General features: G+C 39.5%; 21 protein-coding genes. 9 read left to right on the forward strand and 12 right to left on the reverse strand.

The features are described from left to right. Positions 1–164: 164 nt before the first annotated feature. Together QF042_RS10675 and QF042_RS10680 are read right to left on the reverse strand one after the other, a co-directional pair. The gene (locus QF042_RS10675; RefSeq protein ID WP_307528081.1) at positions 165–2,735 is read right to left on the reverse strand and encodes a hybrid sensor histidine kinase/response regulator transcription factor; all 2,571 of its coding nucleotides are present in this window, start codon (positions 2,733–2,735) and stop codon (positions 165–167) included. Next, positions 2,698–4,248, reverse strand: coding sequence for a two-component regulator propeller domain-containing protein (locus QF042_RS10680; RefSeq protein ID WP_307528084.1), 1,551 nt, complete (start codon positions 4,246–4,248; stop codon positions 2,698–2,700). Before QF042_RS10680 ends, QF042_RS10675 begins: the two co-directional genes overlap by 38 nt. A 192-nt stretch (positions 4,249–4,440) precedes the next feature. Here QF042_RS10680 and QF042_RS10685 point away from each other — a divergent pair, with 192 nt between their 5' ends. From QF042_RS10685 to QF042_RS10725, 9 genes are all read left to right on the forward strand, one after another. Further along, a complete protein-coding gene (locus QF042_RS10685) occupies positions 4,441–7,425 on the forward strand; it encodes a TonB-dependent receptor (RefSeq protein WP_307528086.1) in 2,985 nt (994 codons plus the stop codon). Between the two features lie 28 nt (positions 7,426–7,453). Next, the gene (locus QF042_RS10690; protein ID WP_307528088.1) at positions 7,454–9,061 is read left to right on the forward strand and encodes a RagB/SusD family nutrient uptake outer membrane protein; all 1,608 of its coding nucleotides are present in this window, start codon (positions 7,454–7,456) and stop codon (positions 9,059–9,061) included. 10 nt (positions 9,062–9,071) lie between these two features. After that, the gene (locus tag QF042_RS10695; RefSeq protein WP_307528090.1) at positions 9,072–10,187 is read left to right on the forward strand and encodes a SusE domain-containing protein; all 1,116 of its coding nucleotides are present in this window, start codon (positions 9,072–9,074) and stop codon (positions 10,185–10,187) included. Between the two features lie 253 nt (positions 10,188–10,440). Then, positions 10,441–11,493, forward strand: a complete 1,053-nt coding sequence (locus tag QF042_RS10700) for a glycosyl hydrolase 53 family protein (protein ID WP_307528092.1) — start codon at positions 10,441–10,443, stop codon at positions 11,491–11,493. A gap of 325 nt (positions 11,494–11,818) precedes the next feature. Beyond that, the gene (locus tag QF042_RS10705; protein ID WP_307528094.1) at positions 11,819–14,359 is read left to right on the forward strand and encodes a membrane or secreted protein; all 2,541 of its coding nucleotides are present in this window, start codon (positions 11,819–11,821) and stop codon (positions 14,357–14,359) included. A 20-nt stretch (positions 14,360–14,379) separates the two neighbouring features. Continuing rightward, positions 14,380–16,803 carry a DUF4982 domain-containing protein gene (locus QF042_RS10710; RefSeq protein ID WP_373459068.1) on the forward strand — a complete coding sequence of 808 codons (2,424 nt, stop codon included), beginning with the start codon at positions 14,380–14,382 and terminating at the stop codon, positions 16,801–16,803. A 788-nt stretch (positions 16,804–17,591) separates the two neighbouring features. Continuing rightward, a complete protein-coding gene (locus QF042_RS10715; RefSeq protein ID WP_215126659.1) occupies positions 17,592–17,882 on the forward strand; it encodes a hypothetical protein in 291 nt (96 codons plus the stop codon). A 163-nt stretch (positions 17,883–18,045) separates the two neighbouring features. Next, complete coding sequence (locus QF042_RS10720; protein ID WP_025142821.1) at positions 18,046–18,234, forward strand: cold-shock protein; 189 nt, start codon at positions 18,046–18,048, stop codon at positions 18,232–18,234. 245 nt (positions 18,235–18,479) lie between these two features. Continuing rightward, positions 18,480–19,151 (forward strand): hypothetical protein, encoded by a 672-nt coding sequence (locus QF042_RS10725; RefSeq protein WP_307528103.1) that lies wholly within the window; start codon positions 18,480–18,482, stop codon positions 19,149–19,151. Between the two features lies 1 nt (position 19,152). On the opposite strand, the gene QF042_RS10730 is transcribed toward QF042_RS10725, so the two are convergent. The 10 genes from QF042_RS10730 to QF042_RS10775 form a co-directional block, all read right to left on the reverse strand. After that, positions 19,153–19,494, reverse strand: coding sequence for a hypothetical protein (locus tag QF042_RS10730; RefSeq protein WP_307528105.1), 342 nt, complete (start codon positions 19,492–19,494; stop codon positions 19,153–19,155). A 191-nt stretch (positions 19,495–19,685) separates the two neighbouring features. Continuing rightward, a complete protein-coding gene (moaCB, locus tag QF042_RS10735; protein WP_307528107.1) occupies positions 19,686–20,618 on the reverse strand; it encodes a bifunctional molybdenum cofactor biosynthesis protein MoaC/MoaB in 933 nt (310 codons plus the stop codon). A 1-nt stretch (position 20,619) separates the two neighbouring features. Next, positions 20,620–21,063 (reverse strand): molybdenum cofactor biosynthesis protein MoaE, encoded by a 444-nt coding sequence (locus tag QF042_RS10740; RefSeq protein ID WP_307528109.1) that lies wholly within the window; start codon positions 21,061–21,063, stop codon positions 20,620–20,622. A gap of 1 nt (position 21,064) precedes the next feature. Next, on the reverse strand, positions 21,065–22,171 hold the full coding sequence (locus tag QF042_RS10745) for a HesA/MoeB/ThiF family protein (RefSeq protein ID WP_307528111.1): 1,107 nt from the start codon (positions 22,169–22,171) through the stop codon (positions 21,065–21,067). Between the two features lie 6 nt (positions 22,172–22,177). Then, positions 22,178–22,411, reverse strand: a complete 234-nt coding sequence (locus QF042_RS10750; RefSeq protein ID WP_307528113.1) for a MoaD/ThiS family protein — start codon at positions 22,409–22,411, stop codon at positions 22,178–22,180. Positions 22,412–22,415: 4 nt separating this feature from the next. Next, positions 22,416–22,922: a molybdopterin-binding protein gene (locus QF042_RS10755; protein ID WP_307528114.1), complete on the reverse strand. Its 507-nt coding sequence runs from the start codon at positions 22,920–22,922 to the stop codon at positions 22,416–22,418. Then, the gene (locus QF042_RS10760; RefSeq protein ID WP_307528116.1) at positions 22,915–23,655 is read right to left on the reverse strand and encodes a sulfite exporter TauE/SafE family protein; all 741 of its coding nucleotides are present in this window, start codon (positions 23,653–23,655) and stop codon (positions 22,915–22,917) included. The genes QF042_RS10755 and QF042_RS10760 overlap by 8 nt, the downstream gene beginning before the upstream one ends. A gap of 3 nt (positions 23,656–23,658) precedes the next feature. Next, entirely contained in the window at positions 23,659–24,837 is a 1,179-nt protein-coding gene (glp, locus tag QF042_RS10765; RefSeq protein WP_307528118.1) for a gephyrin-like molybdotransferase Glp, read from the reverse strand. A gap of 6 nt (positions 24,838–24,843) precedes the next feature. Continuing rightward, on the reverse strand, positions 24,844–25,824 hold the full coding sequence (gene moaA, locus QF042_RS10770; protein WP_307528120.1) for a GTP 3',8-cyclase MoaA: 981 nt from the start codon (positions 25,822–25,824) through the stop codon (positions 24,844–24,846). Continuing rightward, a complete protein-coding gene (locus tag QF042_RS10775) occupies positions 25,821–26,411 on the reverse strand; it encodes a nucleotidyltransferase family protein (RefSeq protein ID WP_307528121.1) in 591 nt (196 codons plus the stop codon). Before QF042_RS10775 ends, moaA begins: the two co-directional genes overlap by 4 nt. Between the last annotated feature and the right edge of the window lies 1 nt (position 26,412).

Here is a 26,412-nt window from a genome sequence, read left to right on the forward strand (position 1 = left end):
CAAATAAACAAGGATGAATTAAGCCAATAAAAAAATCTGTTCAGTTTATTCAACCCCTAAAAATATTAAACACATTAATTAGTTTTGGATTCCTACTTATAGGGATAGACGACTATGAAAAAGCCCTCTCAGGATTGAAGGGCTTTTTTACTTTTATATCCACGCTAATGTTTTAAGTTCTGCATGTAACCTGTTGGTGTTACTCCGAATTCTTTTTTAAATGCCTTTGTAAAATAAGATTGTGTTTGTATACCGATCCGGTACATTACCTCTGTCATCAATACATCTTCGGTTTTCATAATTTCAATGGCCTTTCTAAGTCTCGCTGAACGTACGAACTCTCCAATCGATTGACCTGTTATCGATTTTATTTTCTGATAGAGTTTCGTTCTGCTCATGCCAATTTCTTTGCATAAATAATCGATATCCATTTCAGGGTTAATCATCTCGGCATCAATAATCGACAGTAATTTGGTCAGGAAAGCTTTATCCCTCTCTGAATGGGCAAGTGCTCTTGGCTCAGTATCTTTATTTTTTAAATAGTGATCTTTAAGTTTTTGCCGTTGCTCGAAAATGTTTTTGATGGTGAGCTGTAAAAGGTTAATATTGATGGGTTTGGTGAAATAAAGATCAGCACCCGATTCGGCACCTTCTATCTCAGCCTCGATACTGTTTTTGGCCGTAAGCATTAAAAATGGAATATGGCTGGTTTCTATATCTTCTTTGATATGCTTACAAAATTCTGTTCCGTTCATGCCAGGCATCATTACATCACTGATAATCAGATCAGGTAAATTTTTTCGCGCCTGTTCAAGCCCTGAATGTCCATCTGCAGCTTCGGTAATTACATAAAAAGGACTTAAGGTATCTTTTAAAAATGTTCTCAGTTCTTCGTTGTCATCTACGATAAGAATACTTGTTGCGGCATCTGCAGGTATTTGCTCTATACTGACTTGTGTTACTTCAGTTTCCAATTGATAACTGATGCTTTCTAACCGCGTTCCACCAGGTTCATTGTTTTGGCTAAACTGTTCGTTTAGTGTGTAATCTGCTTTGCTGCCTGGGATACCGATAATAATTTCTGTTCCTTCGTTGCGCTCGCTGGATACCTGTATCAATCCTTTATGAAGTATGGTTAAACTTTTTACGAATGCTAAGCCTACGCCAGAACCCAAATGTGTTTCGGTAATCCGGTAATAACGTTCGAATAAATGTTGGATGGAGTCTTTGGAAATCCCTATTCCATTATCTATGACTTGGAAATAGATGTACGAATTGGCTTCATAATCACTTTTGATCACCAATTGGTTTTCGAAAGCTGGTTTATGATCGCTTAGATCGCTAAAAACCTGAAGTTTAAGTGTTCCACCAGATTTAGTGTATTTGATGGAGTTATTAATCAGGTTGAGGATGATTTTTTCGATTACCTGCCGATCAAACCAGATATCGGCAGGGAGATTTTCTTTTTCTACCGTAAAACTAATTTCTTTTTCAGCTGCCATTTCCGAAAATTCTTCGGCAACCTCATCAATAAAAAGGTTCAGGTTTCCGTTTACTACGTTTAGCTTTAAAGCGCCTGAAGCAGTTTTTCTAAAATCCATCAGTTCGTTAATCAACCTCAATAGGCGATTGGCGTTACGATGAATGGTATTGTAATAACTCTGGAAACTTTCTTGTGTATCTTCTCTCAACAGGCGTTCTATCGGCCCTAATATTAACGATAGGGGTGTGCGGAACTCATGCGAAATATTGGTGAAAAACTGAAGCTGTGTCTGATGGATTTCTTCTCTTTTTTCTTCCTCTATTCTTCTGATTTCCAATCTGCGTTTAAAACTTAGTGCTAAATAAGTTAAATAAAGGGCTGTGGCAATCACAATGAGCCTGAACCACCAGGTTGCCCAGAAAGGAGGGGCGATGATGATTTTTAGCGTTGTTCCGGTGGTATTCCAAATATTATCGTTGTTCGATGCCCTAACCTTAAAAGTATAGGTTCCCGGATCGAGGTTGGTATAAAATGCCTGCTTCGCATGGCCTGCAAAAATCCAGTCTTTATCTTCACCTTCTAATCGATAAGCATAGTTATTATTTTCATTGGCCACATAATTTAAAGCGGCAAAACGGAATGATATCGAAGCCTGATCATAATCAAGTTTAATTTCTTTGGTATAGCTAATGTCGTTTTCGAGTACAGAACCTTCTGTGTTTGGTAAGATTTTTTGATTGAAGATCTGAAACTCTGTGAGGTAAACAGGCGGAATAAACTTATTGGTTTTGATATCGTCAGTAAAAAATGAATTGAAACCATTTATTCCCCCAAAAAACATTTCCCCATTCTGTGTTTTTAAATAGGCATTGGTCTCGAATTCAAGTCCTTGCAAACCATCACCGGTATTGTATTTCTTAAAGGTTTCATTTTGCGGATTAAATCTGGTAAGGCCATGGGCGGTCGAAATCCAGAAATTGCCTTTGTCATCTTCGATAATTCCTTTTATAAACTCGGTTGATAAACCTGCTTTGGTGGTATATAGTTCAAATTTGTTCTTTGCACGGTTAAAACGGTAAAGCCCGGCCTGCCCGATCCATAAATTTCCTTTACTATCGATAAAAATTACCCTTAAATCCGGCCGTTTTCCACCGCCCATAAAATAATGGGTAAATACCTGGGTATGGAGGTTATAACAGTTTAAACCACCATCATCAGTGCCGATCCAAAGGTTTTTTATATTGATCTTCATTAATGGCGACAATATTGTTTCCAGTTAATTTACTGCCGTTTTTCCCCTCGGTAATGCGTTTAAACTGTTTGTTTTGTGCATCGAAAAGGTTCAAACCGCCATAGTAGGTGCCTATCCAGATATTTCCGTTGCTGTCTTCAAAAGATTTTTGAACGTAATCCGAAGAAATAGAAGTTGGGCTGGCGTTGTGGTTAAAACGGGTAAAAGAGCCATCGCTGTGCATAAGGTTTAACCCGCCTGCCCAGGTACCAACGAGTAACAAACCGCTTTTTGTTTCGGTGATATCCAGAATAGCATCAGCGCCTATGCTTTTGGGGTTGAAAGGATTATAGCGGTGGTGGATAAAGGTTTTGCTGGTTTTGTTGTAAATATCGAGTCCGCCACCATCGGTTCCGATATAAATATTGCCAGCTTTATCCTCGTGGAATGCCCTAACATCGTTATAACTTAAGCTGTTTTTGTTGGGTTCCTGACGCACCAGTTTAAATTTTTCTGCCTGCGGACTATATAAATTTACCCCTCCGCGGTGTGTGCCGATCCATAAGTTTTCCTGTTGATCGACAAAAAGTGCCGAAACCGTGCGTTGCGATAAACTAAAGGTATTACCAGGTTCATTCTGGTAATGTGCAAAAGTTTCAGTTTTTGGATCAAAAAGATTCAAACCTCCGTTAATGCCACCGATCCATATCTTTTTTTGCTTATCGAAAACAATAGCCCTTACCAAATTGCTGCCAATACTGCTGCTGTTTTTTTCCTGATGCTGGTAGGTTTTAATCGTATTTTTGTCAGGATTGAAATGGATTAAGCCATTTTCTTCTGTTCCAAACCAAAAAGAACCATCGGCGTCTTTCTTAATTACCCTGAAGGTTTCATTCTCTAAACCTTTTATGGCTGTGGATCTACCAGATTTAAGGTCTAAAACATGGATGCCAGCATCGGTTGCCATCCAGATGTTTCCGGTAGCATCACAGTACAGATCGTTGATGTAATCTTTTCGGTCGCTTTTTGTCTGATCAGATGGGTATGGATATCGGCTAAAGGTATTTGAAGTTTTATCGAGCAGGTTCAGCCCACCTCCATAAGTGCCTACCCAAATTCCTTTGTTGGTTTCTTTAACTGAGGTAACGATGTTATTGGTTTGGTTCTTATTGTCTTTAGATCTGTAGGTTACAAAATTGTTTTTCTCGGCATTAAACCTGTTTAGTCCGTCGGATGTACCGATCCATAGGTTATGGTTCTGGTCTTCAAAGATACACCTGATGAAATTATCGCTGATGCTGTTTCCGTTTTTATTGTGTTTGAAAACGGTGATCTGATTGCCATCGTATTTATTCAAACCATCGCGTGTACCAAACCAGATGAAACCCCGATGATCTTGAAAGATGCATTCGATGGTACTGTTCGACAGTCCATCTTCGACACTAACGTGTTTAAATTTTAAATTTTGTGCGCTAACGTTTCCTATCAAAAAAATAAAGAGGAGCAGGAAAAAAGTTCTCGTTAGTGTGTTCATTTGACGGTTTATGCAGACAGTTCTGAGCCGATAAAGATAATTGATTTTTTATCAGGAATAGGTTGATGGATGTAATTTATAGCGATTTAAACCAATAATATGTCGATTAGCACAAAAGAAATGAACGATAGCACAAGGCGGGCAATGCCATAAACCCTTCATTTGTATCGTTAATTCTAACCATAATATTCTATGCACATTTTTACATCTTTCTTCAAGAGTAACAAGCGAATGTTAATGCTTTTACTACTGATTTTTACCCATGGATATCTTTTTGCACAGCAGGCGACCATTGCCGGTGTTGTTAAATCAGCACCCGATAATTTAGGAATGCCGGGCGTAAGTGTTCGCTTAAAAGGAACGGCGATTGCCACCTCTACTGATGCAAATGGAAACTTTAGTATCAAGATACCTGCGAAAGCCGGGATTCTCGAATTCACCTCGGTGGGTTATAAAGTTCAGGAAGTACAAGTTTCTAAAACCACAACTTTAACCATCACTTTAATCGAAGATGCTTCTACCTTAAACGATGTAGTTGTTGTAGGTTACGGAACCACGCGAAAACAAGATCTTACGGGTTCTGTAGCAGTTGTTGGTGTAAAGGATTTCCAAAAAGGAAGTATCAGCACACCAGAGCAAATGTTATCAGGTAAGGTATCAGGGGTTTCGATTACTTCAAACAGTGGTCAGCCGGGAAGTGGCAGTACCATCCGTATCCGTGGAGGTTCGTCATTAAATGCAAGTAACGATCCATTATTTGTTATAGACGGTGTACCTTTAGAAAGCGGTGGTGTTTCGGGTGCATCAAATCCTTTGAGTTTCATTAACCCTAACGATATTGAAACCTTTACGGTTTTAAAGGACGCATCAGCAGCAGCCATTTATGGTGCAAGAGCTTCAAATGGTGTAATTATCATCACCACAAAAAAAGGCTTGGGTGATGCCTTAAAAGTGACATTTAATTCGGTAAACTCTGTTTCTAAATTAAGCAAACAGTTAGATGTATTGAGTGCTGATGAAATCCGTGCGATTGTAAACGCTAAAGGTACTTCAGCGCAAAAAGCGCAGTTGGGTACATTTAATACCAATTGGCAGGATTTAATTTATCAGGATGGTTTTTCTACCGATAACAACATCAGCATTAGCGGAGGAATCAAAAAATTGCCTTACCGTTTATCAATTGGTTATCAAAATCAAACAGGCGTATTACGTACCGATGAATTGCAGAAAACCTCAGCTGCCCTTGTGTTTAACCCAAGATTTTTTGATAATCACCTAAAACTGGATATTAACCTTAAGGGAAGTATGCAGAAAACGCGTTTTGCAAATACTTCAGCGATCGGCGGGGCAGTGAGTTTCGATCCTACGCAAGCCACTTATACCAACCGATCTGATTATAATGGTTATTGGGAATGGTTAGATCCCAGTACACCAACGGGCCTGGTTAATTTGGTTGGGCGTAACCCGGTTGGTTTATTAGAACAAAGAGAAGATCGTGCGAAACCAATGCGTAGTATCGGTAATGTTCAGCTTGATTATAGCTTTCACTTCCTGCCAGAATTACATGCCAATTTAAATGCTGCTTATGATGTAGCCTCAGGCAAAGGAACGGTTTACGTAGATCCAAATGCTGCAGAATCGATTTTAAGCAATGGAGTAAGCAATCAGTATAAGCAAAACAGAAGAAATACCGTTCTGGATTTTTACCTGAACTACATTAAAGAATTTAAATCGATTAAAAGTAGGATAGATGCAACAGCAGGTTATTCTTACAATGATTATTTAACTACGCAATACAATTATCCAAGTTTTGACGCTTATGGAACTAAAGTAGTGAACTCTGATCCTGCTTTTGCTTTTAATAAACCTCAATATCGTTTGATCTCTTATTTTGGAAGATTAAATTATAATTATGATGATCGGTTTCTACTAACAGCAACAATCCGTAGGGATGGCTCATCCCGTTTCGGGCCTTCTTTTAAATACGGTGTTTTCCCTTCGGCCGCCCTGGCGTGGACGATTAAAAATGAATCTTTCCTTAAGGATAGTAAAATCGTTTCTGCATTGAAACTACGTTTGGGTTATGGTGTTACCGGCCAGCAAGACGGAATCGGTAATTATGGCTATATGTCTACATACGGTTTGAGTGCATTAAATGCCTCTTATCAGTTTGGAAATACATTTTACCAGATGTATCGTCCAAGTGCCTACATTGCTAATATTAAGTGGGAAGAAACTGCAACCGCCAATATTGGTTTAGATTTCGGATTTTTGGATAACCGTATTACAGGTACACTGGAAGTTTATCAAAAGAAAACCAGCGATTTGTTGAATTTAATTCCTCAGCCTGCCGGAACTAATTTTGCTGCTAACGCGATTGTGAATGTCGGGGATATGGAAAACAAAGGTGTTGAGCTTACCTTAGGGTTTAATCCAGTTCGAGAAAAAGATTTCAATTGGGATTTCAGCTTCAATGCCACTTATAACAAAAACACCATTACCAATTTAACGGTGGTGCCAAACGATCCAAATTATGGAGGTTTCCCTAGTGGGACAATTGCCGGTGGGGTTGGTGGACAAAATGCCTTTATCAATGCCGTTGGCGGACCAAAAAATACCTTCAACCTGTTTGAACAGACTTACGATCAGAACGGAAACCCAATTGAGGGTGTTTATGTAGATCAGAATGGCGATGGTGTAATCAATCAGAACGATTTCAAAAAAGGAAAACAAGCAGATCCAAAAGTATTTCTGGGTTTTAGCAATAACCTGAGCTATAAAAAATGGAACCTGTCTTTCACTTTGAGGGCTAATTTAGGCAACTACGTTTACAACAATAACTATAGCCAAAGCGGTAATTTAAACCAGATTTTAGGAACGGCCATTATTTTAAATGCATCGCCAAACTACCTCACTACCAATTTTAAAACGCAGCAGTTATTGAGCGATTATTATGTTCAAAATGCTTCTTTTTTAAGAATGGACAATGTTAATCTGGGTTATGCCTTTGGTAAGATCTTAAAAACCAAAGCAAACTTAGGCTTAACCGCTAGTGTACAGAATGTGTTCGTAATTACCAAATACAAAGGCCTGGATCCAGAGGTGGCCTCCGGAGTGGATAACAACATCTACCCACGACCAAGGATATTCTCTCTAGGCTTAAATGTTAATTTCTAAGATGATGAACTGCTTTAAAACAAAATATATGAAACCACGTGTTTTACAATTATTCACGCTAGTTTGTGCTATTGGCATACTGGCCACATCGTGCAACAAACTAGATTTAGTGCCTACAAATGATCTTACTGCTGATAAAGTGTATACCTCGGCGGCTGGTTATAAACAATCATTAGCCAAGGTGTATGGTGCTTTTGCCCTTACCGGAAATGCATCGGTAGGTCAGCCTGATATTCCGGTAGAGATTATTAAGGATGAAGGAAACTCTGATTTCCTTCGTTTATACTGGAATTTGCAGGAATTAACAACCGACGAGGCTGTTTGGTCCTGGCAGAATGATGCCGGAATCCAAGGCTTGCATGAAATGACCTGGTCGTCGATTAATTCGATTATCAATGGTTTATATTACCGTTCATTTTTCCAGATTACACTTTGTAATGATTTTATCAACCAATCGTCTGACGATAATTTAAGCAAAAGAGGAATTGTTGGTGCTGATGCAGATCAGGTGCGTAAGTTTAGAGCCGAAGCACGTTTTATCAGGGCTTATCAATACGCTGTATTGATGGATATTTATGGAAACCCACCACTGGTTACCGAAACTGCCGAAATTGGTGGTAAAGATTTGCCCAAACAAATTGCCCGTAAAGATTTATTCGCTTATGTAGAATCAGAACTTAAAGCGATTGAAAATGATTTAGCCGCACCAAAAGCCAACGAATATGGCCGTGCCGATCGGGCTGCATCATGGGCTTTGTTATCGAGGATTTATCTAAATGCGGAGGTATATACCGGTACGGCCAGGTATACCGATGCGATTACCTATTGCAACAAAATTACCGCTGCAGGTTATACGCTTCATGGTAATTACCGCGAACTAACCATTGCCGATAATCACTTAAATACAGACGAGAACATTTTTACCATTAATTATGATGGCACCAATACCCAGAATTTTGGAGGGACTACTTACCTGATGCATGGGCCGGCACACGTACCAGCTGAAGTTTCAGGCTCTAACGGCGATTGGGGCGGTTTGAGGATTACCCAGCAGTTTGTCAATCTTTTTGCCGATAAAACAGGTGCAACGGATACAAGGGCACAGTTTTATATGTCGGGCCAAAACTTGGAAGTGAATGATTTATACACTTCGAATGATGGTTACTCAAGCACTAAATTTCGTAATAAAACCCGTTCAGGTGGTCCGGCACCGCATCAGGATGTGGCCAAAGACTTTTCGGATATCGATTTTCCACTTTTCCGTTTAGGAGAAACCTATTTAACTTATGCGGAAGCCGTTTTGCGTGGTGGTACTGGTGGTAGTTTAACACAAGCGTTAACGTACATTAACCAGTTGCGTAGCCGTGCATATAACGGAAGTGTAGCAGGAAACATCACCTCGAGCGCTTTAACCACTGATTTTATTTTAGATGAACGTGGACGTGAACTTTGGTACGAAGCCACCCGCAGAACAGATTTGATCCGTTTCGGAAAATTTACCACAGCCGCTTATTTATGGGCATGGAAAGGTGGGGTTAAAGGCGGTACAGCTGTAAATGGCAAATACAATCTTTATCCATTGCCGCCAACTGATCTTTCGGCCAATCCAAATCTTCGTCAGAATACAGGTTATTAATCTAAAAAATATGAAAAAGTTATCAATTCAGATCATATATGCTTTGCTTTTAATCTGCCTGTTCTTTGGCTGCAAAAAAGAAGAAAGTACAAATATCGTTACCCCACCAGGTGCAGGTAGCCTTGCTTTTAAAAGTTCGGTAGCCAGTGTTGTATTAACCTCAGCGAATGATGCCACCAATGTTACTACTTTTAGTTTTAAAGCTGCAAACTTTGGCGTAAGTGTTATCCCAACCTATTCGTTAGAATTCGATGTCCCTGCTGATACTATAGGCACAACTGCCTGGGCGAATGCGGTAATCGTTAAACTTGCGGCTGGTACTTTTGAAAAAGCTTACTTAGGTGCCGATTTTAATTCGCTTTTGGCCAATCAGCTGTTATTGCCAACAGGTGTTGTAAGTACTGTAGTGGTGAGATTGAAAGCAGAAGTGACCCAGAATACCGGGACAGCATCAACCATTAAACCTATTTATTCGAGCTTAACCATGACGGTTAATCCATACAAAGCCACAATAGAATATCCTGCTTTGATGGTAAAAGGAGGTAATTCCTGGAAAACACCAACCGCAAGGACCAATGGTTTTGTGCTAACCTCAGTTAAATTCAATTCGAAATACGAAGGTTATCTCAATTTACCTAATGCCGATGGTTATGGCGGTGATGCTTTTCAATTGGTATCTACAAAAGACGCCAGCAAGGTTTATGGTTGGGGAGGAACTTCGACAACGATGAGTTTAACAGGAGGTAATTTGTACCTTACGCCAGCACCAGCTTACATGAAAGTAAATGCCGATGTAGATGCATTAACCATCACGTATACACCAGTAAAATTCTTTATCTCTGGAGATGATAACGCCTGGAGTACTTCGTCAACACCATTAATTTACAATGCAACCACAGGAAAATGGGTTGCGGCAAATGTATCGTTAACTGCCGGTAAAACATTTGTATTTACCTGTAATGGAGGCTACGATATCAGTTATAAAGTAGATGCCAATGGCGCCTTAGTTTATGCTGGTGCACCAACCTGGGGCGGCATCAATATCCCAATTACCAAAACAGGTGTTTTCACGGTTACTTTAGATTTAAGTGCTGGTGATGGAAATTATACTTATTCGGTTAAATAAATTTCTCGCTGCGTCATGAGGTTGTATCAAAAAGTTACATTCGATCCGCATTGTCACGTTGAGCTTGTCGAAACGCTCTGTCAAGGCTATTTAATCTAGTCCTTCGACAGGCTCAGGATGACAACTATACTATGAGACAGCCTCATCTTAAAGTGTTGGTAGGTCGTGTTGGGGATTGCGATTCCTGCCTGCGCGGGAATGACGGATGAGTTAGAAAAAAATTAAGTTCACCACTTGCTTAAAGAATATAGAGATGTTTAAAAAAATAAAAATCATAAACTGGTTAGGTCTTATTATCATATTTACCCTGACCAACACAGGCTGTAAAAAAACAGTTAAAGGCGAAACGCAGTTTTATCCTGAGCCAGATCCAGTGGGTACTTATGCCTTAGGTGCCGATGTAAGCTGGCTGACGGAAATGGAAGCTGCGGGTAAAAAGTTTTACAATGCTACAGGAACACAACAAGATCTGCTTCAGATTTTGAAAGATAAAGGGATCAATACCATTCGTCTTAGGGTTTGGGTAAATCCGGCTAGTGGTTATTGCAATACGGCCGATGTTTTGGCTAAGGCAAAAAGGGCAAAAGCCATGAATATGCGCTTGCTGATTGATTTCCATTATAGCGATTCGTGGGCAGATCCAGCACAGCAAAACAAACCAGCTGCATGGGTGTCTCAAGACTTTGCTACTTTAAAAACCTCTGTTTACAATCATACCGTTGAGGTTTTAACAGTCCTGAAAACCAATAAAATTGTGCCTGAATGGGTGCAGGTCGGTAACGAAACCAATAATGGCATGTTATGGAACGATGGAAAAGCATCTGTAAACATGAAAAATTTTGCAGATTTAGTGCTTTCTGGTTATAATGGCGTAAAAGCGGTAAATCCGACTTCAAAAGTGATTGTACACATCTCTAATGGCTATGATAACAGTTTATTTAGATGGATATTTGATGGATTAAAAAATAATGGCGCCAAATGGGATGTGATCGGAATGTCAATGTATCCTACAGCGACAGATTGGTCGGCAAAAAATACACAGTGTTTAGCCAATATGACGGATATGGTTTCCCGTTACGGATCGGAAGTAATGATCTGCGAATTGGGAATGCCAGTTTCAGAAGCGGTGGCCTGCAAAGCTTTTATTAAGGATTTAATAGCGAAGAATAAATCGTTGCCAAATAACAAAGGTTTAGGCGTTTTCTATTGGGAACCACAATCTTACAATAGCTGGAGCGGTTATAAATTGGGTGCTTTTGATGATAGCGGTAAGCCAACGGTTGCCATGGATGCGTTTCTGCCTTAACTTGGCAGCTGGTCCGGATTTGTAATCCGGACTAACAAAAATAGTTGATTTGGCCTTGGTTCGCGGAGACACGAACCATGCAAATTTGGTACGTGAGGACACGTACCAAGGCGAGCGGTGCTGTGATTCGTGCTTCCACGAACCATATAGATATTGATGGTCCGGATTTGTAATCCGGATCTGGTGAAGCGGATTGCAAATCCGCAGTTAAAGAGTCGGGATTGCAAATCCCGACTAACAAGCGATCGTCACCCTGAATTTATTTCAGGGTCTAATAGCGAGAAAGATGCTGAAATCAGCATGACGACAACTTTTAATTTTTATTATGATTTTACTCAAAAAACTGTTTCTTTCAACCGCTTTTGTTCTTGCAGCAATAGCTACTCATGCCCAAAATAAACAAGGCATTTATGTAGATGCATCAGGTGTGATCCGCTGGGAGAAAGACCATAAAGAAGCAGCTTTTTTTGGAACAAATTATACTGCGCCATTTGCTTATGGTAACCGTGCCATTTTAAGAATGGGCGTTACAGCTGAGCAAGCGATAAAAGATGATGTTTATCATTTCTCACGATTGGGCTTAGATGCTTTCCGTGTACATGTCTGGGATCAGGAAATATCAGATGCTGAGGGAAACCTGATCAATAATGAACATTTACGTCTTTTCGATTTTTTGTTGGCAGAACTTAAGAAACGTAAAATCAAAACCCTGGTTACGCCAATTGCCTTTTGGGGAAACGGTTATCCGGAGAAAGATGAAAATACTGGAAGCTTCTCCAATAAGTACGGTAAAGATAAATCCGTAGTAAATGAAGAAGCTTTTAAAGCGCAGGAAAATTACCTGAAACAGTTTTTTAAGCATAAAAATCCTTACACTGGTTTAACTTACCAACAGGATGTAGATATTTTAGCCACCGAGATCAATAACGAACCTCATCACAGTGGTGCAAAGGAAAGGGCAACTGAATATGTAAACCGCATGACAGCCGCCATAAAAAGTACAGGTTGGACCAAACCTATTTTCTATAACATCAGCGAATCGCCCTGGTACGCTGATGCCATTGTAAAAGCAGATGTTCAGGGACATAGCTTTCAGTGGTATCCAACAGGATTGGTTGCCGGGCATACCTTGCAGGGTAATTATCTCCCTAATGTGGCTAAATATAAAATTCCGTTTGATACTATTCCAGGATTTAAAAATCGCGCTAAAGTAGTTTACGAATTTGACGCAGGTGATGTGATGGTGCCGATAATGTATCCGGCAATGGCCAGAAGTTTCAAAGCTGCGGGTTTTCAATGGGCAACGCAGTTTGCTTACGATCCGATGGCGACTGCTTATGCCAATACCGAGTATCAAACTCATTATTTAAACCTCGCTTATACGCCATCAAAAGCGATCAGTATGTTAATTGCATCCAAGGTTTTCCATCAATTGGGTCGTTTAGATACTTTAAACAATGGCAATACTTTTGGCCCGTTTAAAATTGATTACAAAAATTCGTTGAGCGAAATGAATACCGCTGAAGAATTTTATTATACGAACAACACCACATCGAAACTAACCAATGTAAAAAAACTAAAGCATATTGCAGGTGTGGGCAGCTCTAAAATTATTCAATATCAAGGCAAAGGGGCGTACTTTATAGATCAGGTGGCTGCTGGGGTATGGCGGTTGGAAGTAATGCCAGATGCAATCCTCATCAGAGATCCTTTTGAAAGAGCTTCACCAAAAAAAGAAGTCACACGGATAATCTGGTCTACCTTACCAATCGAAATTGATCTTCCCGATCTGGGTTCAGATTTTTCGGTCAAAGGATTAAATCAAGGTAATACTTTTAATTCAACCGCTGTTAATAATGGTTTTAATGTTTCTCCTGGTGCTTATCTGTTGATTAAGAAAAATTTGAAAAGCAATCTGAATGCCCAAAGCATTAGTCAGAATACAGCCTTGGGTGAGTTTGTTGCACCAAAAGCTTCTAACGAGGCTATTTTTGTTAAACATCAGGCTTTAACAACGGTTTCTGAAGATGTTTCTTTTCAGATCAATGTAGAAATTACAGACTTAGGTGCAAAAGATTCTGCCTTTGTTCAACTAAATGCTGCAAACCGCTGGAAAAATATTCCTCTAGAAAAAAAACAGAAATATCAGTATAACGCAACAATCCCGGCTGAACTGGTGAAAAATGGTTTGCTGAAATATCAGATCATCGTTCATAAAGCAAATGGTGATTACATCACTTTTCCAACAAATGTAAAGGGAAACCCCAATGCCTGGGATAAGCTTGAAACTGAAAGTTACCAGACTTATGTGGCAGCTAAAGATGCCATTGTAGAAATCTTCAATGCTAGTATAGATGGAAAAAATATCAATATTTATAGTCCCGATTGGGGAAACAATAAAATTGAATATGTTTCAGCAGAAAATCCATCGGTATTGAACCTGAAACTCTCCATGAATAAGCCGAAAACTGGTCAATTGATTGGTTTTCAAAGCTTTTTTGCCGATAAAATGGCTGGGCGAACTACAGAGCTGAACAATTTAAAAACATTGATGATCAAGATTAAAGCAAATACCGAAAACACAAAGATTAAAATCGGTTTAATTGATGCTGATGCACATTTCTTCGCGGCAGAAATTCTTGCTGGAAAAGATTTTCATTTGATCGAAGTTCCTTTAAATCAGCTTAAAAATGATGCACAGTTGTTGCTTCCACGTCCTTATCCAGGCTTTTTGCCACTTTACTATCAATCACCAGACCGATCTGCTTTTAGTCTGAAGAATGCTGAAAAACTTGAAATTACATTTGGTTATGAAAATGCCACTAAACCTACTAATATTACTATCGAATCTATCTATTTAAAATAACCGTCAATTACATGTTCCGATTGAAAAAAATACTTTTTACCATTTTTATGGTTAGCCTTGCTTATTTAAATGCCTCCGCACAACGGACTGAAATTTTATTGGATGAAGGCTGGAAATTCTCAAAGGGAAATTTTCCCAATGGTGCTGAAGCCACTTTTAATGATACCCGCTGGGAAACCGTAACTGTTCCGCATGATTGGGCCATTAGCGGGCCTTTTGATAAGGAAATAGACAAACAGGTAACCGCCATCACTCAAAATGGCGAAAGCAAGGCCACTGAAAAAACCGGTAGAACAGGAGCTTTACCTTATATCGGCGAAGGCTGGTACCGCAAAAAATTGAATCTCCCAGCACTTAAACCAAACCAGAAAGTGCTGCTTCAGATAGATGGCGCCATGAGCGAACCCCGCGTTTACCTGAACGGGAAACAGGTTGGACAATGGAACTACGGTTATAATTACTTTTATATAGACATTACCAACGACCTAAAAAAGAGCGATAATTTATTGGCTATCCATTTGAAGAACCTGCCGAAGTCTTCTCGCTGGTATCCTGGAGCGGGTTTATATCGCAATGTGCATTTGATTATCAAAGAAGAAAAAAGCATTGAGCAATGGGGGATTACGATAACCACCCCGATAATTAAGAAAGAATTTGCTAAGGTAAATATCAAAACCAAACTAACAGGTAAAGGTGTACGCCTGGTTACGCAGATTTTAGATAGTTTGGGCAAACAGGTGGCTATTGATACGGCAAAAAGCATATTCGGGAACGAAACTGATCAGGATATAGAAATCAGCAATCCTAAGCTTTGGAGCCCGGAAAGACCTTATTTGTACACTTCGATATCGAGTGTATATGACGGAAATACATTGAAGGATGTCGTCAAAACAAAATTTGGGATCAGGACGATCAATTTTAGTGCTGGCATAGGGTTTAGCCTCAACGGTGAGGTAAGAAAGTTTAAAGGCGTGTGTCTGCACCATGATCTGGGTCCGCTTGGTGCTGCCATCAATACAGCAGCTTTAAGAAGACAATTAACGATTTTGAAAGAAATGGGCTGCGATGCCATCAGGAGTTCGCACAATATGCCCTCACCTGAGCAATTGGAACTGTGCGATGAAATGGGATTTATGTTTCTTGCCGAAAGTTTCGATGAATGGGCAAAGGCCAAGGTAGAAAACGGTTACCATTTATATTTCAATACCGATGCCGAAAAGGATATTGTAAACCTGGTTCAGGCCAATAAAAATCACCCTTGTATTGTGATGTGGAGCTCAGGAAATGAGGTGCCCGATCAGTTTGGTGCTGAAGGCGTTAAAAGGGCTAAATGGCTTCAGGAAATTTTTCATCGCGAAGATCCTACACGGCCAGTTACTGTAGGGATGGATCAGGTGAAGGCAACCATGCAATCCGGTTTTGGAGCATTAATGGATATTCCGGGGTTAAATTATCGGGTTCACCTTTACGAAGAAGCAAATAAGGTTTTTCCACAGGGATTTATTTTGGGATCAGAAACGGCATCAACGGTAAGTTCCAGGGGCATATATAAATTTCCGGTTGTAAAAGGATTTGATAAACAGTATCCTGATTTTCAATCTTCATCTTATGATCTTGAATATTGCAGCTGGTCTAACGTGCCTGATGATGATTTTGTAATGCAGGACGATAAACCCTGGGTAATAGGCGAATTTGTTTGGACAGGTTTCGACTATCTGGGCGAGCCGACCCCTTACGATAGCAGCTGGCCGTCAAGAAGTTCGTATTTCGGGATTTCTGATCTGGCAGGTTTACCCAAAGACCGTTATTACCTGTACAAAAGCCGTTGGAATAAAATACAGCCTACACTACATTTACTTCCACATTGGAACTGGGAGGGAAGAGAAGGCCAAACCACACCTGTTTTCGTTTACACGAGCTACGATAGCGCCGAACTTTTTTTGAATGGCAAAAGTTTAGGCGTGCGGAAAAAAGACAAATCAACACCACAGAACCGTTACAGACTAATGTGGATGGATGTGAAATACGAACCCGGAACCTTAAAAGTAGTAGCCTTTGATAGCAATGGAAAGCCTGTAGCAGAAGAAAAGGTAATGACGGCAGGTAAACCCTATAAAATTGTGTTAACACCAGATAGAAAAGAAATTAAGGCTGACGGAAAAGATTTGTCTTTCATAACCGTATCAGTAGTAGATCAAAACGGTATACCTTGTCCAACAGCAACCAATGCTTTAAATTTTGAAGTAAAAGGAGCAGGGGCATTCAAAGCCGTTTGTAACGGCGATGCAACTTCATTAGAATCTTTCGTAAAGCCAACCATGAAACTGTTTAGCGGAAAGTTGGTGGTAGTGGTACAGGCTGGTAAAAAAGGTGGTGTATTACAGTTGAAGGTTAAAGGGAAAGGATTACAGGATGGCGGAGTGGAGATTGTTTCAGTAAAGTAGTGAACTTGTTAAATGTGATCTTAGCAGATGCTAAGACTAGAATTTAGGTAACTCAAGTATAATAAACCGTATTAAAGACATTTGTCATGATATATACGCAACCACCTCGTTCCATAACTTAAAATACAAGTTTCTAATAAAATTCCTAATCCGTATCGTCATTCCCAGAGGTCAGTTTTTTAGCGAAAAACAGAGGAGTTGGGTGACAGGTAAGATAAATCGTCATCTCGACCGCAGTGGAGAGATCTTTTAACATAGTCCAAAGATCTCTCCACTCCGCATTTGCTTCGGTCAAGATGACGCCAATTTTAGAATCTGTCATTGGTAACTCGATTGGGAATCTTAAGGCTTTAGCACGTTTGTCTTTTTATAGGTGGTATTAAGATTCCCGCCTGCGCGGGAATGACGTAGGGGGGTATACCGTGATTGCCCAGCCCGACTGGGAATCTTAATGATTTAACAGGTTTGTCTTGTTAGTAAGTGGGATTAGGGTTCCTGCCTAGGCACTAAAGACGATAAAGAGGAGAATTAGCACTTTAATTAAAGATTCTTCGCTACGCTCAGAATGACAAAAAGAAAGAATAGTAGGTACTATTTATATTATATCTGTTTTATTTCTAGCTAATTAGTACTGCTTTTTCTTAGAAACCACCATCAAATTGCTTTGTTTTTAGAGCCCTTTTTGTTTTATTGTTTTTTTGCCACATCATTGTATAGGTGCTGTTACAATTTATCTTATTTAGAATAATTTTTTAAATTAGCATATATTAAAAAAACCTGATAAGCTTATGGAAAATCTAAAAGAAGAAACCAAAATCAAAGCTTTCCTCACCAGGATAAAAGCAGAGTGGCCAGGAGTGGTAGAACGCTTTGAGTTTAAAACAGGCAGTGTAATTTACGTTCATTTGAAGGAAGGCATATCGAGCATGGATTTTCTCGGTAAACTTTCCAAACAGGTAGAGCGTTTTGTTGATTTCAGTATGCCCATTATCTTGTATCACATTGAGAGTGACGGTATGAATTTAAGATCACACCCGATTAATTGGTATTCTTCCATTACGCAAGGAAAATCTTTTTAAGGTTTATAAGCACTCATAGTTAATATTTTAGACTGTAAAATGGCGGCAATAATCTTTACAGTTGTAATCTTTTTGTTCATAATTAGCAATTTTGTTTGCCAGTAATTTTGGTTTTTCGGTTTTAATCCTATTTTTGGTTTTTAATTTAAAAACATCCAGTATAATGAAAAACGGAACAGTAAAATTTTTTAACTCAGAAAAAGGCTTTGGCTTTATTAAAGAAGAAAGCGGATCTGAGATTTTTGTGCATGCATCAGGCCTGATTGACGAAATCAGAGAAAATGATACAGTTGAATACGAAGTTCAAGAAGGCAAAAAAGGCCTTAATGCAGTGAAAGTAAGAGTTGTTTAATTCTTCCCCAAAAGATTTTGAGCAGGATTTAGTCCTGCTTTTTTTTTGCACGGATATTTCATTACACTATCGAACTTAAGGATACCATTTACTGAACAAAAAGGTTGAAAAAATTTCTTTCTCATTTCTAGTTGATTACCATTCTGGCGGGCTTTCCGTGCTTTCATTATAGCTCTTTTCTGAATTGGATTTTTATTTTTGCTAATGTCGATATAGTCGGCCGGAACCAAACAAATTAAATATTTTTGCAACTTTCTATTTTCTCAATTCAGGAACCTGTTATAAACAATAAACCGCTAGATCGGGGTACTTTTATGGCTGCAGCACAGTTTGTAACGGCACTTAATTTTGCTGGCGAATTTGAGCTTTTAAGTTTATCGGCTATAAACACACAAGCCGGCGTAGCTAAAAAAGGCGGACTGGTATTTGTACGCAATGGCAAGTTGAAAATGCACCCCGAAATCTATGATCATTTAGCGCTGATATCGATATCTTCTATTTGTGCAGGCAGTGTTTATTTCCATGGCCGTGATAAAATTGCTGCAGAAATTGCGAATCTTCCTTATAGCGATGGCCTCTTAAACTTAGAAGGTGCTGAAGAGGATTACATGGCCTTTAAACGTTTATGTAGCCCTGTTTCGCGGTTCTTTTTGCTACAAGCTAAAAAAGTGCAATGGTCTGCAATCCTGTCTACGTTTAGATTTTTTATGATGGAAGGCATTTGGGATGTGGTTAATTTTGTTGCCCATGCACTGCATCAGGCTGATGCCGATGTGCTCGCCTGTGCGCAACTTTTAGAAAGCATGCATAAACAAAAATGGTATCCTGATTTTTGTCGCTCGCTTCTGGATTTCCATGCCTCTCGTTATCCTTTAAGTAAAGTTGGTTTAGAATCAGAACTGCCAGAGATGGCCTGAATTATTTCAGATAATTTTCTAATAAAACACTTATTTCATCGCCAATAGCTCTATTGCCCATATTATTGAGTTTTTGCTGCGAAGAATTGTGCTTTTCGATGTACGTAGCCTCAGTTTTATTAAATTTAAGATAACCCTGTTCAAAATAACGTTCTTCAATTTCGGTAGAAGAATCCATCGATCTGAACCATAATTTAATCAGCGACCCTGTTAATTTATCAAAATAAAGCCAGTGGTAGGTCGCCTCTGCATCTGCATTGTCCGGCAAACCAAGACGCTGAATTTCTAGAATAGCGGTATCAGAATTTTGGAAAAAGTATAAAATCTTATATTTAGACGACATGCCGCAAAAATAGGACTTAATTTTTTACCACAAAAAAGATTTTTGCTGTTTAGATTTAATATTGTTGACATTTGTGCTGGTCAGGATCTTAACCATTAATCAAATTCCAAGGTTGGTGACGCACCGACCTATTTAATGTAGATGATGGATTGGCTGGTGAGCCACCAGCCAAGGAATACAGGATAAATGGATTACAAATTCAGACTAACGATAGCTAATGTTTTTTCGCCTTTAATCACCTTAAATAAATGCAAAACCTGCGGGAATAGCGCATCCATGCTTTCTTCTACACCGCTTTTCGAGCCGGGGAAAGTAAGCACCAATGTTTCTCCAATAAAACCTGCTATACCGCGCGAAAGCATGGCATAAGGCATGCGCTCCTGTCCGTAACGACGGGCAGTTTCCATAAGCCCTTCAATATTCCTGTCAATTAAAGGCGCAATGGCTTCCGGAGTAACATCGCGTGGCGAAAGGCCGGTTCCTCCGGTAAAAATGATCAGATGATAGCCGTTTCTACTTAATTCAATGGCTTTATCCCGGATGATGTTAATTTCGTCGGGTACGATTTCATATTTCTCTGCATTAATTTCCCATTGGGTAAGTCGCGAAATAATCGCTTTGCCAGAACTATCTTGTGCTTTATTTTCAAAAATAGAATCCGAACAAACTACAACAGCAGCTTTTAGTTCTGGGAATTTGGCATTTTTAAGGTCAGATTTTCCTCCCGATTTTTTTAGTAACCTGATATTTTCTATTTCAACGCCTTTGTCAATTGGTTTTAACATATCATACATGGTTAAGGCGGTAACCGAGGCGCCATGCATGGCTTCAACTTCTACACCTGTTTTGTAAATGGTATGTACCTCAACATTAATGATGATGGTTAAACCCACAATTTCGTAAGTAATAGCAGTATATTCAATCGGCAGCGGGTGACAATCCGGAATTACATCACTTGTTTTCTTTACACCAAATAATCCTGCTGCGCGGGCAAATTCAAATACATCGCCTTTGGGAATTTTGCGTTGCTCAACCGCATCAATGGTTTCCTGCTTCGATACCTTTACGGTAGCGGTTGCAATGGCAATCCTTAAGGTATTGGATTTTTTTGTAATGTTTACCATATTAAATATTTTCTTTCCACTGATGGGTTTCGTCTTCGAATATTTCTTTTCCCCAGATCGGTAATTCTGCTTTTAAGCGGTCTACTACTTCGCTACACGCTGCAATTGCCGGTTTACGGTGTGCTGACGAAGTGAAAACAAAAAGGCAGATTTCGCCTGTTTTAACTGTACCCAAACTATGATAAATATGCATGCAATTGAGTGGATATTTTTCAAAGATTTCTTCCCTGATCTGATGCATTTTTTCGAGCGCAAGGTCTTCGTAGGCGGTATATGCTATCGCTGCAACAAATTTGCCTTCAATTTCATCTTTTCTCACCTGGCCCATAAAAATACTATGGCCACCAATAGCTGTTTTGCTGTTGTGTTTGGCAATGCTTTCGGCTATAAAAGCAGGTTCTATTGGACCATCAACAAATATGTTCTTTATCTTTATTTCGCTCATGTTAGGATTTGAGAAAGTAATCTCTCCATTTTACAATACCACCTTTTAAACTGTAAATTTTTTTGGCATCGCCATACTTTTCCAGTATGGCCTCTGCTGCGGCCACACTTCTTATCCCATGCTGGCAGATTAAAACCACATGTTTTTGGTAAAACTCTTTGCTCATAAAAGCTCCAAATTCTGACATTGGTACCTGTGTAAAAATCTGTTTATCCAACACTGGTACTTCATGCCTTTCGCGTACATCGATTAAAATTGTTGATTCTAGTTGTTGGAGTTTAACCAGTTCGCTGGCATCTATTTCTATATATCCCTGTGGTCCTTCGCTCGTATCCTGATAATCCATATTTAAAAATTCATCAACAGTTTTAGGCAGGGTATAACCGCCTCCGTGACTGATGCTGATGGTATATTGTTCTTGTGTAAGTAAATTATAACTTAATATTTTATTGGTTAACGGTTTCCCGATTCTGGCAATCACTTTAATGGTTTCTGCGGCTGCCATGGTGCCCAATATACCTGGTAATACGCCAATTACACCATTTTCGGCACAGCTTGGTATTTCTCCCTTATCGGGTGGAACAGGAAAAAGATCGCGGTAATTGGTACTAGGGGTTAAATGATCAGGAGTGTTAAATATAGCTAATTGACCTTCAAAACCTGAAACTGCTGCAAATATAAGTGGTTTGTTAAGCAAGGCACAGGCATCGTTAATCAGGTATCTCGATTCGAAATTGTCTGTACCATCCAATATGTAATCGTATCTGGATAGAATATCGAGGATGTTATTTTTCTGCAAGCGGATGGGGTGACGGATGATTCCAATCTGGGTATTCATCTCCTGCAGGCGCTTGGCTGCAACCTCTACTTTCAGCTTTCCGATGTCTGCCGTAGTAAAAAGAATCTGTCTATGTAAATTGGACAATGAAATGGTGTCGTCATCAACAATACCAATATGACCAATGCCAGCAGCGGCGAGATATTGTAACGCAGGGCAACCCAAACCACCAGCACCAATTACCAGTATTTTCGCCTTTAAGAGTAGTTGTTGTGCTTCCTCTCCAAATCCTTTAAGGATAATCTGCCTGTTGTATCGCTCTGCACTCATATCGTTTTATCCTCCAGAAAAGGGTGGCATTATGGCTATTGTAGCATTGTTTGTAATTTCAGTATTCTCCTGAACAATGTTTTTGTTCAAGGCAAGTTTGTACTTCATATCTTTTAAAGCAGGAAACTGGTTTTCGAGATACTGTTTAAAAGCATTGGTATCAGCAATGCCATCAACCTCAATTTTTTGATTGTTGATAAACTCGGCAATTTTGCCAAAACTGATCATTTCAATTTCCATGCTGCTAATTTACCTGTAAGATGCTGATTTTACTTAATCCTTTCACAAATCTTCTTCCTGTAGCGAAATCGCTGGGCGTAATAATGGCAATATTCCCTTTTTCTGCTTTTGCAGGATTAGTATCATAACTGGTTAAAACCAGCACTTGATTTCCCGTAGGCGAATTAAAGATCTCGTTCCACGAATACACTACTTTATAGTTATCAGTTGCGGTTAAAACAAGGTAATATTCGCTCAATGTTTTTGGTGATGCGGCATCTATTTCCACTTTAGTCAAAATATCTTTTAAAAGCACACCTTTAATATTTTTAATACTGCCTTTACGCTGCATCAGGTGATTAAAAATTGTCATACTATCCAAACTAACGGATTTATAAGCACTTAAATTGTCTAGAGTAACCGTTAAGGGTGTTTTAACCTTTCCTTCAATTATAAATTGTTTGATCTCTTGTGCATTTGCAGCAAAACTTAAAAATAATAAGGCAATGATAAGGTATTTGATATTATGCATGTGTAAATAGTAATTTATAAGCGGCCAGCGCCAATACACAGGCCAGCACATTTTTTAAAACGGCTTGGGGGAATTTTAAGGCACCAAAATAAGCCCCGCAAATGCCACCAACAAAAGCTACCCCAACATAAACGAGCATGTGGTTGTTAAATTCGAAACCTTTGATCAGCTGACCGGCTAAACCAGCAACTGAATTAACAAAAATAAATGCTGCGCTAATGGCTGCGGTCTGTTTTTGATCAGTCCATTTTAAAAGCAGGAGGATAGGAGAAAGGATAATCCCACCCCCGATACCAATCATGCCCGAAAGTAAGCCAATAATGCCACCAATGGCCAATGATAATGGGATATTTGATGGTTTGAAATCTTTTGGGTTGGTATTTTTAAAGAAGAAAAAACGGATGACCGGGATAAGCAAAAGCAGTCCCAAAATCTTTTTATAAATGGAACTTTCAATAACCATCATACCGCCAACAAAAGAGAGTGGGATAGAGGCAAGCGCAAAAGGCCAAAAGGTTTTCCACTTAAAATGGCCGCCGCGGTAAAACTGGATAAAGGAGGTGGAAGAAACAAAAAGGTTAAGCAATAGTGCCGTAGGTTTCATTACAGCCGGCGAAATGGCGAAAATAGCCATCAGTGCAAGGTAACCACTTGCTCCCCCATGCCCCACTGAAGCATATAAAAAGGCAACAATAAAAAGTAAACAGTAAAAGAGGATAAAGCTTTCTTGCATGGTTTAATTTGGTAAAATCATTACGGTTAGGATGTCGCCTTTTTTTAATTGTTCTTGTGTTTCATCAAGGCAGATCAGGCAATTGGCCTGTGCAAAGGAGCTTAATCGATACGATTCCTGCGCGCTGAGTGGGGTAACGAGCCCATTTTCATATTTGCCTTTCAGGAAATGTGTTAGCCCTGCAGGTTTGGAATAGGGATGTGTAAGCTCAGCCTGAACCTCAATTACACTATTGTTTTTATGTGATAAGGACTTAATGGATGGCAATACGTAATTATAGTAACAGCTGAGCACGGATGAAGGGTTGCCGGGGAGTCCGAATATTAGCTTTTGATCTTTTGTGCCAAAATACAAAGGTTTGCCAGGTTTCTGTTTCACCTTATGGAAAATCTGTTTAATGCCGCAATGTGTAGCTGCTTCGATTACGAAATCGTAATCGCCAACACTTACACCTCCGGTAAGTAGAACAACATCGCTGTTTTCTGTTGCAGTTTGTAATACTTTTTGAAGGATCCCGAGATCATCATCAGCTTCGTAAACTGTAATTTGTTCAATGCCTTCATGTTTTAATGCTGCTGAGAGCGAATAGGAATTTGATTCATATACCTGACCAAACTCAAGTGTTTTTCCCGGTTGTTGTAATTCTTTTCCGGTTACAATAATCGAGATCTTTGGCATGGGATAAACGCTAACTTCGTTAGTACCAATCCCTGCCAGAAAGCCAATAGCGGCAGGACTGAGCAGGCTTCCTTTTTCCATGGCCAATGCTCCTGCCTTAATTTCCGACCCTTTATCCCGTACATTTAAGCCCGGTTTTAAATTGGGATCTTGTAAGGTGATTTTTCCATCCTTACGCGTGATTTTTTCCTGCACCACCACAGTATCGGCACCTTCTGGTAATGGTGCACCTGTAAATATCCTGCTGGTTTGTCCGTGTTGTAGAGTAATACGGATTGCCGTTCCTGCGGCCATTTCGCCAATTAAGTCGAGTTCTTGTTCATGATCTTCAAACTTTAACGCATAACCATCCATTGATGACTGGTTAAATGCAGGAATATCGTATTTTGCATAAACATCAGTGGCAAGTACATGCCCTGATGCCTTTGCCAGGTCAATTGAAATGGGATTTAGTGCTATTATGTGTTGAGAAATGAGGTCTTTTGCTTCTTTAACGCTAATCATGAAAATTTATCCTCCAATGGTAATCATACTTCTGTTTTGAATGGTGGTAGCATCAATTTTTTCGAAATCGCTTACCAGTTGTCCGCCTAATGCTTTCTTTTTGCTCCATATGGCCGATTGAATTAGTGGAAGCACATCTTCGTTTTTCCGCAATGCGGTAAGCAGATCGGTTTCGCTATCCGAAAACAGGCAGTTTTTTAGTTTGCCATCTGCAGTTAAGCGCATGCGGTTACAGGTATCGCAAAAAGGGTTGGTCATGGTGCTGATAATGGCAAATGAACCTTCATGGCCAGGAATCATGAAACTTTTAGCTGTATCATGCGGTTCTCCTTTAACAGGTAATACTGTAAAATCTTTTTCAATCACAGCCAGTATTTCATCCAAAGAAAACATTTTATTGCTCGTCCATTTGTTACCACTAAAAGGCATAAACTCAATAAACCGGATTTGAATGGGATTGTGTTTAGTCCAGCTAATGAAATCGCCGATCTCATTATCATTAAGCCCTTTCATCACCACCATATTTACTTTTACCTTGATTTTATGCTGCAAAAGCAGTTCGATATTACTGCGTACCTGATGGAAAACATCCCTTCGGGTAATCATGAAGAATTTCTCAGGTTGTAGTGTATCCAGACTAATATTAATGGTTTTAATACCTGCTTCTTTTAATACCGGCAACATTTCAGCAATGCGGGTTCCATTTGTGGTAATGACGAGCTCGACCGGAAGTTTACCCAAAGCGGCAATAATTTGGGCTGCATCTTTTCTCACCAATGGTTCACCCCCCGTAAGCCTGATTTTTTTTACGCCATTGGCCACAAAAACTTCTGCCAGCTTAATAATTTCGTTGGTTTGCATGAGCCGGGAGGCAGGGGTGAAGTCGTATTCTTCTTCGGGCATGCAATAAAAACAGCGAAAATTGCAGTTATCGGTAAGCGATATTCGCAGGTAATCGTGTATTCTTCCGAAAGAATCTGTTATCATTGCTGGCTAATTAAATTGTTGTAATCTGTTTCTGTATCAATATCAATTCCCCCACGCTCGAAAACTACTGTCTCTACATCTTGAGGATACTGTTTTAATATGTTTTTTGCCCCTTCTGCTCCTTCGAGCGATAAAAGTGCTTCAAAGTAATCTTTTTTGAAGAGGACAGGAGTTCCTATTGTTTCGGTATATGCACTGGCAATGATATTCTTACCAGTTTCTCTCTGCTTTTCGATTAAGTTATTAAAGTTACTCATTTTTACAAAAATCTGATCGGCAACTGCAATAATGATACTTTCTGTTGCGCTATTATTTTTGATCATGGCGGAAAGCCCGGCAGCAATACTCGAGGCCATTCCATTTCCCCAACTTTCATTAATCACGAAACTAACCTGATCATTCTGGTGTTGGGCGGCTATTTCTTCAGCATTAGCACCCAAAACAACGATAACAGGTTTGCAATTTGTTTCTAAAGCTTCATTTATTACCGTTTGCAAGAGTGTTTTTCCTTTATAATCCAAAAGCTGTTTTGGTCTTCCTAAACGTGAAGAACTGCCAGCAGCCAATATGATAATACCTGTTTTCATT

Origin of the sequence: Pedobacter sp. W3I1 (assembly GCF_030816015.1) — a bacterium.
Lineage (GTDB): Bacteria > Bacteroidota > Bacteroidia > Sphingobacteriales > Sphingobacteriaceae > Pedobacter.

Coding starts and splice junctions, on each gene's coding strand:
- QF042_RS10740 (WP_307528109.1), bottom strand. CDS start 21,063: ATGAGCGAAATAAAGATAAAGAACATATTTGTTGATGGTCCAATAGAA.
- QF042_RS10715 (WP_215126659.1), top strand. CDS start 17,592: ATGGAAAATCTAAAAGAAGAAACCAAAATCAAAGCTTTCCTCACCAGG.
- QF042_RS10695 (WP_307528090.1), top strand. CDS start 9,072: ATGAAAAAGTTATCAATTCAGATCATATATGCTTTGCTTTTAATCTGC.
- QF042_RS10680 (WP_307528084.1), bottom strand. CDS start 4,248: ATGAACACACTAACGAGAACTTTTTTCCTGCTCCTCTTTATTTTTTTG.
- QF042_RS10760 (WP_307528116.1), bottom strand. CDS start 23,655: ATGCAAGAAAGCTTTATCCTCTTTTACTGTTTACTTTTTATTGTTGCC.
- QF042_RS10675 (WP_307528081.1), bottom strand. CDS start 2,735: ATGAAGATCAATATAAAAAACCTTTGGATCGGCACTGATGATGGTGGT.
- QF042_RS10720 (WP_025142821.1), top strand. CDS start 18,046: ATGAAAAACGGAACAGTAAAATTTTTTAACTCAGAAAAAGGCTTTGGC.
- QF042_RS10775 (WP_307528121.1), bottom strand. CDS start 26,411: ATGAAAACAGGTATTATCATATTGGCTGCTGGCAGTTCTTCACGTTTA.
- QF042_RS10700 (WP_307528092.1), top strand. CDS start 10,441: ATGTTTAAAAAAATAAAAATCATAAACTGGTTAGGTCTTATTATCATA.
- moaCB (WP_307528107.1), bottom strand. CDS start 20,618: ATGGTAAACATTACAAAAAAATCCAATACCTTAAGGATTGCCATTGCA.
- glp (WP_307528118.1), bottom strand. CDS start 24,837: ATGATTAGCGTTAAAGAAGCAAAAGACCTCATTTCTCAACACATAATA.
- QF042_RS10750 (WP_307528113.1), bottom strand. CDS start 22,411: ATGGAAATTGAAATGATCAGTTTTGGCAAAATTGCCGAGTTTATCAAC.
- moaA (WP_307528120.1), bottom strand. CDS start 25,824: ATGATAACAGATTCTTTCGGAAGAATACACGATTACCTGCGAATATCG.
- QF042_RS10730 (WP_307528105.1), bottom strand. CDS start 19,494: ATGTCGTCTAAATATAAGATTTTATACTTTTTCCAAAATTCTGATACC.
- QF042_RS10685 (WP_307528086.1), top strand. CDS start 4,441: ATGCACATTTTTACATCTTTCTTCAAGAGTAACAAGCGAATGTTAATG.
- QF042_RS10690 (WP_307528088.1), top strand. CDS start 7,454: ATGAAACCACGTGTTTTACAATTATTCACGCTAGTTTGTGCTATTGGC.
- QF042_RS10745 (WP_307528111.1), bottom strand. CDS start 22,171: ATGAGTGCAGAGCGATACAACAGGCAGATTATCCTTAAAGGATTTGGA.
- QF042_RS10705 (WP_307528094.1), top strand. CDS start 11,819: ATGATTTTACTCAAAAAACTGTTTCTTTCAACCGCTTTTGTTCTTGCA.
- QF042_RS10755 (WP_307528114.1), bottom strand. CDS start 22,922: ATGCATAATATCAAATACCTTATCATTGCCTTATTATTTTTAAGTTTT.